Below are 15,377 nucleotides of genomic sequence, written 5' to 3'. Positions count from 1 at the left end.
CGCCGGGTGGCCGGGGGAGCCCGAAGCCGGCTCGGGCCACGGGCTCGGCGCCGGGCCGTGCGGGGGCTGCGGGCTGAGGGAGGGCCGCGGGCGCGCCGACGGCGAGACAGGGCGGGCGGTGCTGACGGCCGGACGGATCGCCGAGCGGGTCGCCGAGGGCGTCGGCCGCTCCGGCCGGGCCTCCCGAGAAGGACTGGGCGAACCCAGGTCGGCCGACCCGCCCCGCCGATCACCCGGCCATCCGGTCACCGAGAGACCCGTGTCGGAGACCAGGCCGCCGATCACGATCGCCAGCAGTGCCACGAGCGGGACGCCCGACCCGATCGACACCATCGTCATCAACCGGCGGCGGCGGCCGCTGTTGTCGAGAAAGACGGCTTTTGTCGGATATTTATCAGGAAGCACGAGTAAATGGTAGTGACACGGATAACCCGGTGATGACCGATCCCATTCGAGAAAGGGTGGCGATTCGGATAGCCGGGCGTTTCCGGGTACCGATCCGCGGTCTTACTTCGCCGGCCCCGGCCATCGTGCTTGTGCTGGTCAGAGGGCCAGGCTGGCGTGGAACGGATGCGCATTACGTCATGGTTTTGGCGGTATTCTCCGTGTCATTGCGCGAAATGGCGAATCCGTCGGTGGCGGAGACGATTCCGGGCGGAGACCCGTCCCCCAGGTGGGCGCCGATTCGGAGGCGCGGCCGACGGGGCGTCCGCGCCCCGCTGTCTCGCATTTGCCGAAGTCCTTCCCCGGACCTGGGCCGCTCTGGGGTTTGGGGTTGGCGATCTAGGCTCCGATGAGGGCTCTCGGGGGCGGTCTTGACCGGGGGAATTCCGTCCTATCGCCCGCGAGGGCCGCGCGTCCCCGTACGATTTGTTCATGCCCCGCCGCTTGATGCGGTGTGCGGTGCCGTTGTGTGTGTTCCTCGCCGGTCTGCTGGCCGGCCAGCTCCCGCTCGCACCATCGCTCGCGCACGTGTCCACCGCCTCCGCCTGGTCCGCGACCGTTCCCGAAGAGGTCGTGCGGCAGGCGTCGTCGGCGCGCCTGGGCCGGGACGCCGCGCTCGCCGACGTCAGCGGGGTGTCCGGCACGGCCGTGTGGGCCGTCGGGCAGACCGGGCTCTGGGACGTCTGGCGCAACCGCGGCATCGTCACCCGGTGGAACGGCGCGTCCTGGGCCGAGGTGCCCACGCGGGGCGACGCCACCGGGGCCGGGCCGCTGCGGTCGGTCAGCGCGGTCTCCGACAACGAGGTCTGGGTGGTCGGCGACGGCCACGACGGCGTGCCCTACGTCGGGCGGGGCGGCGGCAGCGGCATCGACCGCGTCGTGGTGCCCCAGGTCCGGGCGGGCGACTGGCTGCGCGCGGTGGCGGCCGAACCCGGCAAGGCGGTGATCGTCGGCAGCCGCGGCGGGCGGGTGCTCGTGGTGACGAGCGGGCCCGCGTGGAAGGTGCACGAGGGCCCCGACGGCGTCCTGCACGGCGTCGCGCTGCACGGCAAGGACGGCTGGGCCGTCGGCAACAACGGCGACGAGCCGCTGATCCTGCGGATGGCGGGCGGCGCCTGGAAGCCGGTGAGCCTGCCCGGCATCGAGGGCGGCTACCTGCGCGACGTCTACATCACCAGCGCCAGGCGCGCGGTCGCCGTGGGCGGCGTGTTCACCGAAGACGGCACCACCGTCCCGCTGATCCTGCGCTGGGACGGCAAGAAGTGGCAGCGCGAGACCCTGCCCGACGGCGAGGCCGAACTCTACGGCGTGACCGGCGACGGCAAGGGCGGCTACTGGGCGTCGGGCTACGACGCCGAACGCCCCGGCGAGGCCTTCCTGCTCCGCTACACCGACAAGAAGTGGAAGCCGCTGCGCGGCGACGCCGGCGCCGGCGACCGGTCGGTGCGGCTCCAGTCGGTCGTCCGGGCCGACGACGTGACGATGGCCGTCGGCCACGTGCTCGCCGACGACCATTACAGCGATCTGGTCGAGACCTTCGGCCCGGTGGCCGACTCGCCCGTCCGCTAGATCACGGCGCCGTCGTCCCAGCCCGAGTCGTTCGGGGGGCCGTCGCCCATGCGGACCACCAGGGCCACGAAGCCGCCGATGAACGAGGCCACCGCCGTGAAGACGATCCACGGGTCCATCGGGAGCTTCAGCATCGCGGCCAGCAGCAGGTAGGCCGGCCCGCCGAACAGCGCCGTCCAGGCCACCCGGGTCACCAGGTCGGCCTTCGGCAGCGGCGGCGGGGGCGGCGGGATGTAGTGGTCGTGGTCGTGGTCTTCGCCCTCGTCGCCGGACGGTTCCTCGCGCGTCTCGTCGCGGGGCTCGTCGGACTCCTCGGGTTCGGGCGTCGGCTCCTGGCCGTCCGGGACGTTCTCCCGGTCGGGCCATGGCCGGTCGGCCGGATCGTCTCCGGCGGTCTCGTTGAATGAGGCGACGATTTGACGCCAGACCTCGTCTTCGTCACTCTGCGGCGTCACATCGATCCCAGGTCACAGGTCTTTGGTCAAGGGTACCGAGGCGTGCGCGCGGACGAAGTCGAGGCTCCCCGAGAAGATGAGCGGGGCGTCGTTGTCGAGCGTCGCCACGTGATAGCTGTTCACGCACTCCCGGATTTCCAGGTTGTCTCCCATTCTGTCGCGCAGGAACGCCACGCTGGCCGCTTTGACCACATGATCTTCCGGAGACCTGTAGACGAGCACCGGCTGGGTGATCGCCGACAGCTGCGACTGGGTGAGCCGCCACAGTTTCGGCAGCGTGGCGGCCGCCTTCACGGGAGTCCTCGCGTACGCGAGCTCGGTCGCCCCCGCCTTCTTGATGTCGTTGGCCACCCCCGCCACCGAGGGCAGCACCCACTTGAGGACGGGCGCGAAGTTGAGCGCCGGGTTGTCGTTCACGACCGACGGGTTGACCAGCACCAGGCCCCGCACGGCGGGGCCGTGGACCTCGGCCAGCCGCAGGCCCATGCAGCCGCCCATCGACAGGCCCATCACGAAAACGTCCGCGCACTTGGACTTCAGCACCGTGAAGGCCCGGTCTATTTCGGCGTACCAGTCTTCCCAGCGCGTGCGGTTCATTTCCTGCCAGGTGGTTCCATGCCCCGGCAACCGGGGCAGTGAGACCGTCAGCCCGGCATCCGCGAGGTGTTCACCCCACGGGCGCAGCGACTGTGGCGTCCCCGTGAAGCCATGGCAGAGCAGCACCCCGACCGGTCCGCCCTCGTGATGGTAGGGCTCCGCGCCCGGCAACAACGGCATGGCACCTCCCGTGGGAAATATGCCCGATAGTCGCACGTTAAGCCGTAGTCGTGCGAGGGGAGTGAGCGTGGCAAGATGACACGAACAGATGGCATAGGCAATGCCGAGAGAAGGAGCCCCTGAGTGTTCTACTGGGTGGTCAAGGCCATCCTCTGGCCCTTCCTCCACTTCGTCTTCCGCCCGTGGGCGGAAGGGGTGGACAACGTGCCCAAAGAGGGGCCGGTCATCCTGGCCGGAAATCACCTGTCGTTCGCCGACCACTTCTTCGGGGCGCTGTTCCTGCCCCGCAAGGTCATCTCCCTCGGCAAGTCCGACTACTTCACCGGTTCCGGCCTGAAGGGCCTGGTCAGCCGGGCGTTCTTCTCCGGGGTCGGCACCGTCCCGATCGACCGTTCGGGCGGCAAGGCCAGCGAGGCCGCGCTCAACACCGGCCTGCGGGTGCTGGGTGAAGACAACGTCCTGGGCATCTACCCCGAGGGCACCCGCTCGCCCGACGGCCGCCTCTACAAGGGCAAGACCGGCGTGGCCCGGCTCGCCCTCGAGTCGCGGGCGCCGGTCATCCCGTGGGCGATGGTCAACACCTTCGAGATGATGCCCCCCGGCCGCCTCATCCCCAAGCTCGGCATCCGTCCCGGCGTCCGCTACGGCAAGCCGCTCGACTTCTCCCGTTACTACGGGATGGAGAACGACTTCCACGTGCTGCGGGCGGTCACCGACGAGATCATGTACGCCCTCATGGAACTCTCCGGTCAGGAATACGTCGACAAATACGCGGCCAGCGCGAAGGTCGAAATGGTCCGCGCCGCGAAGGCGGCCAAAGAAGGCTCGTGATCTACTTTGTAAAGGGCCCGGACTTCTCGAAGTCCGGGCCCTTTACCGTGGTCAGCGCTTCCAGAACGGCTTCGGCTCCGGGGCGCCGCCCGCCAGCCGGGTCAGCAGCTCCTCGGTCTTGGCCCAGCCGCGGGCCAGGTCGAAGTCGGCCCGTTCGGCCCATTCGAGCTCGCTGGCCAGCGCCGTCAGCTCGTGGTGCCCGCCGACCATCTGGGCGGCCACCCGCAGCCGGCTGGCCAGGTCGGCCAGGTAGCGGCGGCGCTCGTCGTCGGGCCGCCCCTTCGCCCGGGCCAGCCGGGTCAGCTCACCCTGCAGCAGCGGGACGATCCCGCTCAGGTCGGTCTGCGGCGCCTGCTCCCGGCCCGGGTGCGGCATCATGCGGTCGGCCCCTCCCGCGCCGAACGCCCGGCGCAGCCGGCTTCCGGGCTTGGGCGCCGGTGCCGAGCGCGGCGCCGGCATGGGCGGGGACATCGGCGCCGGCATCGGCGGGGGACCGCCGGGCGCGGCGGGCGGCGGGGGCGGGGCGCTGAACCCGAGGCTGGCCTGCGCCATCATGGGCATCGCGCCGCCGGCGGCGGTCAGGTGGACGGACGAGGCCGTCTCCCAGCCCGCCGGGGTCTCCACCGGCTGGATCACCTCGTGGACGGGCGGGCCGTCGCCGACCACCCGCGCGTCGACCGCCACGAACGCGGTGAACCGGCACAGCACCCCGAACGCCAGCGACGTCTCGACGATGCGCTTCTCCAGGGTGTGCTCGCCGATCGTGTACCTGTCCTCCAGCCGCCGCAGCTCGGCGCGGGCCCAGATCGACCGGACGGCCGGGTTGGCCGTCTCCCGTGCGGTCACGGTCTGCGACCAGGGGGCGGCCGCGTGGCCGCGTACGGAGATCGAGGCCTGTGCCGAGGCCGCGCGGTAGCGGCCGTGGGCGGTGAGCGGGACGCCGGGGAACAGCGAGCCGACGTGGGTGACGTCGGAGACGGTCAGGCCCTCCGGGTGGAGGGTCACGTCGGTGACCAGCGGGGCGCCGATGCGGCGGTGGATGTGCTCCATCGCGGCGTCGAGACGGTCCTCCGACTCGACGAGCTCGCACCGGCCGCCGCCGAGCAGCGCCAGGCGGCCCAGGAAACCGGCGTTGACCGCCTGGTCGATGCCGACCGTGTGGACGCGGACGTCGCCGGTGAGGCGGGCGCCGACGCGCTCGATGATCTGGTCTTCGTTGCCGACCTGGCCGTCGGTGACCATGACCAGCACCCGGTCGCGGCCGTCATCGGCCAGCAGGGCCAGCGCGGTCTCCAGCGGCTGGAGCATCTCGGTGCCGCCCCGGGCCTCCAGGCGGGCCAGGTGCTCGATCGCGCGGTAACGGGTGCGGTCGGTCGCCTCGGCCAGGCCCGGGAACGGCTGCTCGGCGACGTGGTCGAACGAGATGACCGCGAACCGGTCGCCGGCGGTGAGGGTGTCGACGATCCGGGCGGCGGCCCGGCGGGCGGCGACCATCTTCCAGCCCGACATGCTCCCCGACCGGTCGAGCAGCAGCACCACGTCGCGCGGCGTGCGCCGCCGCTCGACCTCGGGCGGCAGGACGGTCAGCGCGAAGGTGCCCTCCTCGCCCTCTGCGTCTGGGGTGAGCGTGAGGGAGGTCGACTCGGCGTAGCGGAAGCGGAGGACGAAGTCGCGGTCGAGCCGTTCGCCCGGCCGGACCGTGAGGGTGTCGCCCTCGCGGTCGACGTCGTGCAGGCTGCTCTGGATCTCGGTGATGTCCAGCCCGGCCGGGTCGACGGTCGCGCTCAGGCCGAGGCGGACCGGGCTCGGGAAGCCCGGCAGCAGCACCGGCGGCGTGATGCGGGAGGCGTCGGGGACCGCGTCGGTGTCGGGTTCGACGCCGGCCCCGGCGGCCGCGCCGTCGAGGGGGGCGCCCGGGATGTAGCGCGGCGCCACGACCAGCGGGAAGCGGAACTCGGCGGCGCCGTCCTCGTAGGGGAGGGGCTGGCTCAGGTCGAGGTGGACGGTCACCCGCTCGCCCGGCACGATGTTGCCGACCCTGATGGCGAAGACGTCGGGCCGGTCCTCCTCGGCGATGGCGGCCCGCCTGCCCTCCCGGAGGGCCTGCGTGTAGTCGGCCCTGGCCTGGCCGCGCTCCTTCAGCACGCCCTCCACCACGTGCCCGTCGGCCTCCATGCGGAACGCGGTGACGGCCGCGCGCGGCGGCAGCGGGAAGACGTAGGTGGCCTCAAGGGGCACGTCGTGCGGGTTGCGGAACCCCTGCACGACCTCGACCCCGGCGGTGAGCGCCGAGATCGAGGCCCGGACGTCGACCGACTCCAGGGGCAGGTTGCCCTTCTCGGTCTCCAGGGCGCCGAACCCCGCGTCGGGAACCGGCAGCACCTCATCGGGCCTGATCGGCGTGATGGGAACGGTCATGACGGGATCCCTTCGGTGAAGCCAAGGTCGGTCAGGAGGTCGATCAACGGCTGGGCGGCGCGGGCGACGGCCGCGAGTTCGTCGTCGGTGAGCGGGCGGGTCAGGAACAGCGCCGCCTCCGGGGTCAGGGCGACGCCGTGGAAGGTGGGCGGGAAGGCCGCGCGAGCCGGTGCCCCGACGGGTGCGGCGGCGGGCGCGGCGGTCCAGAACCGGGGCCGGGATTCGGCGCCGGCGGCCGGCGCGGACAGCGGACGGTTCGGCGAACAGCCCCCCGGCACGCCGGTGTCGGGGGCGGAGCCGTTGGACGCGCTCAGGGAGGCCGTGCCGCCGGCGGCCAGTTCGGCGAGCCGGTCGTCGGTCGCGCCGAGCAGTTCGCGCTGGATGGCCGCATTGGACACTCCTTCGGCCTGGCGGCGCTTGACCGCCACGAGCTGGAGCAGGTGCCGTCTGCCGTAGAGGGCGATCCGGCCGCGGCGGGCGAGCGGCGGGTCGAGGAGGCCGATCGTCGTGTAGTAGCGGATCAGGCGTTCGTTCGGCACGTCGCTGACCCGGCCGTTGGCAGGCGCCAGCCCGGCGAGCGCGGCGGTGGCGCGCTCGGCCAGTTCGGCGATGGTCCAGGTCTCGTCCATGCCTCTACAGTGACACTGTCATGATGACACTGTCAACTGGGGAATATGGGCGATTCGTCCGCTGTTGTGCGGAATAGACCGACTTATCTGGGAGGGAGATCCGCTTTCATGGCTTCGATCACCAGCCTCTTGAGCGCGGAGGACAAGAAGGTCACGGCTGAGGCGTTGCAGGGATCGCTCGTCGACTTGCTGGATCTGTCGTTGCTGGGCAAGCAGGCCCACTGGAACATCATCGGCAGGTCGTTCCGGTCGCTGCACCTGCAGTTGGACGAGATCGTCAGCCTCGCCCGCGACAGCGCCGACAGTGTGGCCGAGCGCGCGGTCGCGGTGGGCGTCAACCCCGACGGCCGGGCCCGGACGCTCGCCGAGCACACCCACCTGCACCAGTTCGAACCGGGCTACCTGGACGACGGCAAGGTCATCGCCGCGATGACCGACATCCTTGAGTCGATCGTGCGCCGCATGCGCGAGCGCATCGAGGTGACCGAGAAGCCCGACCCGGTCAGCCAGGACCTCCTGATCGGCATCTGCCGCGAGCTGGAGAAGCAGCACTGGATGATCCAGGCCCAGCGCTGACCCCCCGACCGAGACGGCCGCCGCGCCTGATCACGTGATTGGCTGGATCCTTTCAGGAGCGGCGGCGCCAACCTGGGTCACCGGGAACCGATGCCGCGGTCTTTCGAGACCGCGGCATCGGTGTGTCTACAGGGGCGTTCACAGCAGGCGTCTGGCCAGGTCGGTCACCGACGGCGGGGCGGCCAGCAGGACCCTCAGCGGGTCCCATCGCGGGCCCGGTTCCAGGCCCGCGCCGGCCAGCGCCTCGTCCCACCGGCCCCCCTCGTGGGCGGCCTCCTCCAGGTTCCCGAGCACCGTCCCGCCCGACAGGCGCGACAGCAGGTGCGGCCAGCGGACCGTCAGGGCGGCCAGCTTCGCCACCTCGGCGTCGGAGGCGGCGCGTTCCCCGGCCAGCCGCTGGCGGTAGGTGACGAACGAGTAGAACCGGAAGACGTTCACGTAGCGCTTGAGCTCGCGCGGGTTCGAGGCCGTCAGCACCGGCAGCGCGCCCCGGATGGCGCGGTAGGCGTTCTCGTCGCTGTAGAGGTCGTCGAACACCCGGTCGGCGGCCAGGCGGGTCTCCGCCCACAGGCCGCCGAGCGCCGAGGTCTCGCCCTCGGCCACGGCGACCGTGTCCTGGGCCGCGCGGGCCGCCTCGTCGAGGGTGTCGACCCGCGCGCCGGAGCCCCGGATCTGCCGCTCGATGCGGGCCACCATCGCCAGGTCGACCGAGGGGCGGGCGGGCGCGGCGACCGGCGCGCGGCGCTGGGCCGGGATGTCCATCAGGGCGCGCACGTATTCGGGCAGGCGGGCGTCCTCGTCGAGCAGCGGCACCCGCAGCGGGAGCTGCACGATCTTCTCCAGGAACCGCCAGCCGAGGTCCTCGCGCAGGTGGGCCGGCATGCTCTCGGCCAGGTCGCGGTAGGCGACCTCGACGTGCGCGGCCACCACCTCGGGCTCCATGGCCAGCACGAACACGCAGTTGGGGAACTCCCCGGCCAGGAACAGGTTGATCGCCTCGATCACCTGGGCGACCGCGCCCGAGGAGCACCGGTCGAGGTCGTCCACGAAGACCACCAGGGGGCGCTCCGAGGTGGCGACCAGGTCGAGCACGTGGCCCATGTCGGTCTGGACGAGATGCAGGAAGCCCGTCCGCGCCCCGTAGCCCGGCCCGTCTCCGCTCAGCGGGTCGGGGGCCCGGACCAGCGACGCGAAGGCCGACTCGGCCGATTCGGTGAGGAAGCGCGCCAGCCGTACGGCGGCCGCGAAGACCGCGGCCACCGTGCCGCCCGAGGCGAGCGCGCCGGCCGCCCCGTCCAGGAACGGGAGCAGGGGCGCGGCCAGCAGGGACGCGCCCGACAGCAGCAGCGTCAGGACCAGCCCCAGCACCGCCGGGCCGAGCCGCATGAGCGCCAGATGGTAGGCGCGGCGACGGACCGCCTCGCGGTCGACGCGGGCCAGGTTGAGCCGCAGCCAGAAGCGCTCCCGCTCGGCGCGGGGGAGCCGGTCGGTGATCTGGGTGATGATCTCGTGGGCGAGCCCGGCCCAGACCTGCTCGTCGTTCTGGTACATCCACGGGTTGAACCAGACCGTCGGCCGCCAGCTCCCGGAGGCCGCCTCGACCGGCGCCGGTTCGCCCTCGGACTCCTTCGACAGGGCGCGGACCTCGGCGTTCGTCACCCCTTCGGAGGTCCGGTCGCCCGGCCACAGCCGCGCCAGCAGCCGGATCAGCCTGGCGGGCGGACGGGCCGGCAGGCTCCGGGGCAGCCGCAGCTCGCGGGCCTTCCCGGCCGGGGCGCCCGGGTCGAGTTCCTCCTGGATCATCCGCATCAGCGAGGTCTTGCCGGTGCCCCACGGGCCCTTGACCCCGATCGTCAGCGGCGGCCGGGTCTCGGCGTGCCGGATGAACGCGGCGATGGCCTCGGCGTAGACGCCGTGGCCGAGATGGTCGTCGACGGTCCACCGGTCGGGGGTCAGCCGGGCCCGGGGGCGGGTGGCCCGGCGGCGGGCCCGCCAGCGGCGCAGCGCGCCCGGCAGGGTGGCCCGCTCGTCGTCGTCGAGCCGGGCCCGGCCGAAGACGGCCACCGCCGGGTGGCTGAACGGCTCGCCCAGCAGACCCCACTCGGCGAGCTCGGTGCGGCCCTTCCTGGTGCCGCCGAGCACCTCGGCGACCTCGCCGGTCAGCCGCTCTCCCTCGGACAGCAGGCTGCCGCGGCGCAGCAGCAGCTGCGCCTCCACCGACAGGTGCTCGTCGTAGATCCGGGCGACCGCCTGCTCGGCCGACTTCGGCCGGGGCCCGCCCAGCATCGCGGCGGCCCGCTCGAACACGGTGGGCAGCGTGCCCGGCACGGTCCCCCGCACCGCCACCGCCACGTCGAGCGCCTCCGGCGAGGTCAGCAGGTGGGGCAGGAACTCGGCGTGCTCGCCGAAGGCCGCCAGGGCGTGGGCCAGCAGGTCGGCGACCGAGACCACGCCGTCGCCGCCGAGGTCGGCGTCGAAGGTCAGCAGCCCGTCGGCGACCACCTCGGTCAGCGACGGCGCCCCCGGCCGCACCTCGGCGCCCAGCGCCAGGCCCGTGGTCAGCGCGGCGGCGGCGATCCCCGGCGGGGTCAGCAGGGCGCTCACGGTCTGCTCGTCGGGGGAGGCGCTGCCGATCCACCCGAAGTCGACGATCATCAGCACGGCCGAGGCGGTGGTCTCCCCGACCGAGGCCCCGAACCGCTTCACCAGCGTCGCGAAGTCGGCCCCCGACCAGGTCGCGGTCGACGGCCAGCGCACCAGCAGCAGGTCGCCGGGGCGCCCCGAGGCGAGGAACGCGGCGAGCCGCTCGTGGTCGCGCCGCCCCGACGGACAGGTCTCGACGGCATAGCCGGACGATCTGAGGGCACTCGCGAGCCGGCGGCCCGGTGGATCCTGGTCGAGGAAGACGAGGGCGCGGCGCGAGGTGATCGCGGGCGCGAGCACGTCGCCGGGAGGAAGGGGCATGGCCGATCACTTTAGAAATGGTCCAGCTCTCCGCCGCCCGTGGTTTGGGCAAGTTTTGGCCTGGGACCCGCGCCGATTCCCCGTAAGTTCACGTCACTCGGTTCGACTGGCCCCGCCTGCCGCGCGTAGCGTGATTTGTGAGGGAGGTTCCATGGCTGCCGGTTCGGGGAGGTTCGCGGCCCTGATGAGAACACCTGGTGATCCGGCCATCGAGCTGGCCGAGGGTTTCACCAGCCGCGTGGTCGGCCGCACGGGCGAACGGGTCGGGGGCCTCACGTGGCACCAGGCGCCCGACGACGGCGCGTGCTTCGCCGACGGCGACGGCTGGATCTACGTCTCCAACTCCGAGATCCCGCTCCTCGGCGGGGTGTCGGCGCTCCGGTTCGGCCCCGACGGGTCGATCCGCAGCGGCTACCGCATCCTGTCGGGCACCGACAGCAACCGCGCCGGGGGCGCGACGTCGTGGAACACCTGGCTGTCGTGTGAGGACACCTGCCGCGGCCGGGTCTTCGAATGCGACCCCTACGGCCACTTCGCCGCCATGCCGCGCCTGGCCATGGGCCTGTTCCGGCACGAGAGCGCCGTGTGCGACGAGGTCGGCCAGGTGGTCTACCTGACCGAAGACCACCCCGAGGGGTGCCTCTACCGGTTCCGCCCCGACGACTGGCGCGACCTCACGACCGGCGTCCTGGAGGTCATGGTCGGCTCCGGCGCCGGGAAGGTCACGTGGTCGCGGGTGCCCAACCCCGCCGCCACCGACGCGCCCACCCGCGACCAGGTCGAGGGCGCGGTGCGCTTCGAGCGGGCCGGGCGCTGCTCGACGTCGGGCGGCTTCTGCTACTTCTCGACGGGCGACGACCGGGTGTGGTCGTACGACCCGTCGGCGGGCGAGCTCTCGGTCCTCTACGGGGCCGACCCGAGGCTGCTGGCCGGTGCGGGCGACCTGTTCGTCACCCGCGACGGCGAGATCAACATCATCGGCGACGACGGCGCGGTCACCCCGCTTTTGCGCGTCGACGGCCCCGAGAAGTCGATCACCGGCCTGGCCTTTTCGCCCGACGGCGAGCGCCTCTACTTCTCCTCCCGCGAGGGCGGCATCACCTACGAGGTGACCGGGCCCTTCAAGAGCTGATCTCCCGGTACGTCCTCACGCCGCGCGCGCCGAGGCGGCGTCCCTGATGGCGGCCTCGACCTTCTCGCGCAGGCCCTCGCTCACCCGCGCGTCGAGGGAGATGCGGCCGGGCGGCCCCGCCAGGGCGATGACCCGGGTGCCCAGCGTGCTCGCCTCGGTGACGTCGTGGGTGATGAACAGGACCGTCACCCCGGTGCTCCGCCACAGGTCGCGGATCTCCTCCTGCATGCGTTCGCGGGTGAAGGCGTCGAGCGCGCCGAAGGGCTCGTCCATCAGCAGGACCTTGGGCCGGGGCGCGAGCGCCCGCGCGATGGCCGCCCGCTGCCGCATGCCGCCCGACAGCTCGTAGGGCTTCAGCCGGGCCGCGTTCTCCAGCCCGGTCATGGCCAGCAGCTCGGCGACCCGCTCCTTCCTGGCCGCCTTGGGCAGCCGCCGCAGGCCGAAGGCGATGTTCCCGGACACCGAGAGCCAGGGGAACAGCCTCGGCTGCTGGAAGACCACGCCCCGGGAGGGCCCGGGGCCGCGCACCGGCGCCCCGTCGGCCAGCACGGTCCCCGCCGTGGGCGGGGCGAACCCCGCCACCAGGCTCAGCAGCGTGCTCTTGCCGCAGCCGGAGGGGCCGACCACGGTCAGGAACTCCCCGGCGGGGATGGCCAGGTCGATCGGCCCGAGCGCCGGGCGGTCGCGGTAGACCCGCGTCACCGCCCGGAGCTCGATCGCCGGCGAGTGAGCCGGGGTCTCGTCGTCCCCGGGGTCAGGGGAGGGCATGGGGCAGCAGGCCCTTCTGGAAGACCGTCAGTTCCGGGACCGCGTCGAGCTGCTTCTGGCCCACCAGGAACTCCGCCGCGCTGCGCAGGTTCTCCGCGAGCTTGCCGGGCGCCTCCGCCGTCCCGAGGTAGTCGGGGGAGCGCTGCTCGGCGGCGTCGAGGAGGACGAGCTGGCCCAGCTGGCGGCCGGCCTCGGCCGGGTCGAGGTTGAGCTGGCGGCCGATGGCCGCCGCCGCTGCCGCCGCGTCGGTGCGGGTCAGCTTGACCGCCCGGTCCTGTTGCTTGAGCCACTCCTGGAGGATCTCGGGGTGCTGGTCGGCGAACTCGTTGCGGACCACCGCCAGGTCGGCGGTGAGCTTGCCCTTGCCGGCCAGCTCGCGGCTGGAGGCCAGGACGGCGCCGTCCTTCTCCAGTTCGGCCAGGACCGGCGTCCAGACGTAGGCGGCGTCGATGTCGCCGCGGACCCACGCGGCCTGGATGTCCGGCGGCTGGAGGTCGATGACCTTGGCGTCGGTCACGCCGGCCTCCTGCAGGACCGCCAGGAGGCTGTAGTGGGCGGTCGAGGCGAACGGGGTCGCGATCGTCTTCCCGGCCAGGCCGGCGACCGAGGTGATCTCCTTCTTGGCGACCAGGGCCTCGTTGTCGCCGATCACGTCGAAGATCCACGGCACGCGGTAGGGGATGTTGAGCGGCGCCGACAGGCCCCGGGTCACCGGCGAGCTGCCGGCCAGGCCGATGTCGATCGCCCCCGCGATCATGGCCGTGTTCACGTCACCTCCGGAGTCGAACTTGCTCCAGGTGATCTCGGTGCCGGGGAGCGCCTGCTCCAGCCACTTCTGGTCTTTGACGATCAGGTCGCCGTTGGGGATGAGCTGGTAGCCGATACGCAGGACCGTCTTCTTCTCTCCCGGCGCTTCGGCCGGGGAGGAGCAGGCGGCCGCGGTGACCAGCACCAACAGCGCCGCGAGGACGCGTTTCACAGGGGGCTCCTTCAGATGTGACGGCCGCGCCAGGGCACGAGCCGTCGGTCGAGCGTTTGCAGCAGGTAGTCGATGAGCAGGCCGGACAGGCCGATGACGATGATCCCCAGCACGACGACGTCGGTCTGGTTGTAGCGCTGGGCGTCGCGGACCATGCCGCCGATGCCGGGCACGCCGTTGACGGTCTCGGCGGCCACGACGGTCGTGTACGCCACTCCGACCGCCACCCGCACCCCGGTCACGATCTCGGGCAGGGCGCTGGGCAGCACCACCCGGTAGGGGATCTCCCAGGGGCGGGCGCCCAGCGAGCGGGCGGCGTTCAGGTAGTCGTCGTGGACGCCCCTGACGGCGTCGGCGGTGGCCACGGCCACGGGCGGCAGCGCGGCGAGCAGCAGCAGCCACACCTTGGGCTCCTCGCCGATGCCGAACCAGATGACGAGCAGGCTCAGGTAGGCCAGCGGCGGCAGCGTGCGCACGAACGTGACCAGCGGGTTGAGCAGCGTCCGCAGCACCGGCACGACCCCGATGAGCAGCCCGAGCACGATGCCGCCGCCGATGCCGTAGAGGCAGCCGAGGACGATCCGGCGCAGGCTGGCCAGCAGGTGCCCGGCCAGAGTGTGGCCGCTATAGCCCTCGGTGGAGGTGCGCAGCAGCTGGTCCCAGACCGCGACCGGCTCCGGCACGAACACCGGCGGCCAGATCTTCAGCCACGCCACGACCTGCCAGACCGCGAGCAGGAAGAGGACGGCCCCGAGGCGCAGGGCGAGGTTCATTTGAGCAGCGGCAGCAGGAACTCGCCGGCCCGGATCGACTCCTCCAGGTGCGGCCAGCCCGACAGGATGAACTCGTCGAGACCGAGGGCGGCGTACTCGCGGATCAGCCGGGCGACCTCGGCGTACGACCCGACGAGAGCGGTTCCGGCGCCCTCGCGGACCAGGCCGACCCCCGCCCACAGGCCGGGGGAGATCTCCAGGTCGTCGGCGCTGCCGCCGTGCAGCCCGGCCATGCGGGCCTGGCCGACGGAGTCCATGCGGGCGAAGCGGGCCTGGGCGGCGGCGATCCGTTCGGGGTCCATGCCCGACAGCAGGTGCCGGGCGTACGCCCATGCCTCGTCGGCGGTGTCGCGGGCGATGACGTGGAGGCGGATGCCGTAGCGCAGGGTGCGGCCGGTCTCGGCGGTGAGCTTGCGCATGCGCTCCAGGCGCTCGGCGATCATCGCCGGGGGCTCGCCCCACATCAGGTAGACGTCGGCGTGCTCGGCCGCGACCTTCTCGGCCGCCGGGGAGGCGCCGCCGAAGTAGATCTCCGGCAGGTTCGCCAGCGGCCGGGCCAGGCCCGCGTTCTCGACCCGGTAGTGCTCGCCGGTGAAGGAGAAGGGCTGGCCCTCCCAGGTCCGGCGCAGCACGTGGAGGTATTCGGCGGTCCGCGCGTAGCGCTCGTCGTGGTTCAGGAAGTCGCCGTAGGCGCGCTGCTCGGCGGGGTCGCCGCCGGTGACGACGTTGAGGCGCAGCCGCCCGCCGCTGATCTCCTGGAACGCCTCGGCCTGCTGGGCGAGCAGGGTCGGCAGGGTGAAACCGGGCCGGAAGGCGACCAGCAGGCCGATCCGGTCGGTGGTGGCCGCCACGGCCGCGCAGGTGACGAGCGGGTCGGGGCAGCCCAGACCGACCGGGGTGAGCACGGCCTCGAAGCCGGCCGACTCGGACGCCTGGGCGACCTGGGTGAGGTATCGGAGCGTGGGGTGCCGGACCGGCGCCGCGCCGGCCGCCACCGTGGTGGTCGCCGGGCGGACGTAGTGGCCGTCGCCCGAGGTCGGGAGGAACCAGTGGAACCGCATG

General features: G+C 72.6%; 13 protein-coding genes and 1 pseudogene. 4 read left to right on the top strand and 10 right to left on the bottom strand.

Going from position 1 to position 15,377, the window contains the following annotated elements:
- Positions 1-405, bottom strand: a pseudogene (locus tag FDA94_RS28475) (hypothetical protein); the annotation flags it as partial.
- Between the two features lie 471 nt (positions 406-876).
- On the opposite strand from FDA94_RS28475, the gene FDA94_RS28470 reads away from it, so the two are divergent.
- Complete coding sequence (locus FDA94_RS28470; protein ID WP_137250146.1) at positions 877-2,013, top strand: hypothetical protein; 1,137 nt, start codon at positions 877-879, stop codon at positions 2,011-2,013.
- Here FDA94_RS28470 and FDA94_RS28465 read toward each other — a convergent pair.
- Entirely contained in the window at positions 2,010-2,468 is a 459-nt protein-coding gene (locus tag FDA94_RS28465) for a hypothetical protein (RefSeq protein WP_137250145.1), read from the bottom strand. The two genes, FDA94_RS28470 and FDA94_RS28465, sit on opposite strands and share 4 nt — an antisense overlap.
- 12 nt (positions 2,469-2,480) lie before the next feature.
- On the bottom strand, positions 2,481-3,245 hold the full coding sequence (locus FDA94_RS28460) for an alpha/beta hydrolase (protein WP_137250144.1): 765 nt from the start codon (positions 3,243-3,245) through the stop codon (positions 2,481-2,483).
- Positions 3,246-3,368: 123 nt separating this feature from the next.
- Here FDA94_RS28460 and FDA94_RS28455 point away from each other — a divergent pair, with 123 nt between their 5' ends.
- Positions 3,369-4,076 (top strand): lysophospholipid acyltransferase family protein, encoded by a 708-nt coding sequence (locus tag FDA94_RS28455; protein ID WP_137250143.1) that lies wholly within the window; start codon positions 3,369-3,371, stop codon positions 4,074-4,076.
- 51 nt (positions 4,077-4,127) lie between these two features.
- Here FDA94_RS28455 and FDA94_RS28450 read toward each other — a convergent pair whose 3' ends face one another.
- Both FDA94_RS28450 and FDA94_RS28445 read right to left on the bottom strand, forming a co-directional pair.
- On the bottom strand, positions 4,128-6,494 hold the full coding sequence (locus tag FDA94_RS28450; RefSeq protein WP_137250142.1) for a VIT domain-containing protein: 2,367 nt from the start codon (positions 6,492-6,494) through the stop codon (positions 4,128-4,130).
- On the bottom strand, positions 6,491-7,123 hold the full coding sequence (locus FDA94_RS28445; RefSeq protein WP_137250141.1) for a helix-turn-helix domain-containing protein: 633 nt from the start codon (positions 7,121-7,123) through the stop codon (positions 6,491-6,493). Before FDA94_RS28445 ends, FDA94_RS28450 begins: the two co-directional genes overlap by 4 nt.
- A 108-nt stretch (positions 7,124-7,231) precedes the next feature.
- On the opposite strand from FDA94_RS28445, the gene FDA94_RS28440 reads away from it, so the two are divergent.
- Positions 7,232-7,699, top strand: a complete 468-nt coding sequence (locus FDA94_RS28440; RefSeq protein ID WP_137250140.1) for a Dps family protein — start codon at positions 7,232-7,234, stop codon at positions 7,697-7,699.
- Between the two features lie 138 nt (positions 7,700-7,837).
- Here the strand turns inward: FDA94_RS28440 and FDA94_RS28435 are convergent, their stop codons facing one another.
- The gene (locus tag FDA94_RS28435) at positions 7,838-10,663 is read right to left on the bottom strand and encodes a KAP family P-loop NTPase fold protein (RefSeq protein ID WP_137250139.1); all 2,826 of its coding nucleotides are present in this window, start codon (positions 10,661-10,663) and stop codon (positions 7,838-7,840) included.
- Positions 10,664-10,814: 151 nt separating this feature from the next.
- On the opposite strand from FDA94_RS28435, the gene FDA94_RS28430 reads away from it, so the two are divergent.
- Positions 10,815-11,795: an alkaline phosphatase PhoX gene (locus FDA94_RS28430; RefSeq protein ID WP_137250138.1), complete on the top strand. Its 981-nt coding sequence runs from the start codon at positions 10,815-10,817 to the stop codon at positions 11,793-11,795.
- Between the two features lie 15 nt (positions 11,796-11,810).
- Here the strand turns inward: FDA94_RS28430 and FDA94_RS28425 are convergent, their stop codons facing one another.
- The 4 genes from FDA94_RS28425 to FDA94_RS28410 are packed head-to-tail and all read right to left on the bottom strand — an operon-like array spanning position 11,811 to position 15,376.
- Complete coding sequence (locus FDA94_RS28425) at positions 11,811-12,563, bottom strand: ABC transporter ATP-binding protein (protein ID WP_137250137.1); 753 nt, start codon at positions 12,561-12,563, stop codon at positions 11,811-11,813.
- On the bottom strand, positions 12,550-13,542 hold the full coding sequence (locus tag FDA94_RS28420; RefSeq protein WP_137250136.1) for a taurine ABC transporter substrate-binding protein: 993 nt from the start codon (positions 13,540-13,542) through the stop codon (positions 12,550-12,552). The genes FDA94_RS28425 and FDA94_RS28420 overlap by 14 nt, the downstream gene beginning before the upstream one ends.
- Positions 13,543-13,553: 11 nt before the next feature.
- Positions 13,554-14,315, bottom strand: a complete 762-nt coding sequence (locus FDA94_RS28415; RefSeq protein ID WP_137250135.1) for an ABC transporter permease — start codon at positions 14,313-14,315, stop codon at positions 13,554-13,556.
- Complete coding sequence (locus tag FDA94_RS28410; RefSeq protein ID WP_137250134.1) at positions 14,312-15,376, bottom strand: LLM class flavin-dependent oxidoreductase; 1,065 nt, start codon at positions 15,374-15,376, stop codon at positions 14,312-14,314. The genes FDA94_RS28415 and FDA94_RS28410 overlap by 4 nt, the downstream gene beginning before the upstream one ends.
- Position 15,377: the final 1 nt, after the last annotated feature.

Source organism: Herbidospora galbida, from assembly GCF_005233835.1.
Taxonomy (GTDB): Bacteria; Actinomycetota; Actinomycetes; order Streptosporangiales; family Streptosporangiaceae; genus Herbidospora; species Herbidospora galbida.
This window is presented reverse-complemented; position numbering and strand designations above follow the sequence as displayed.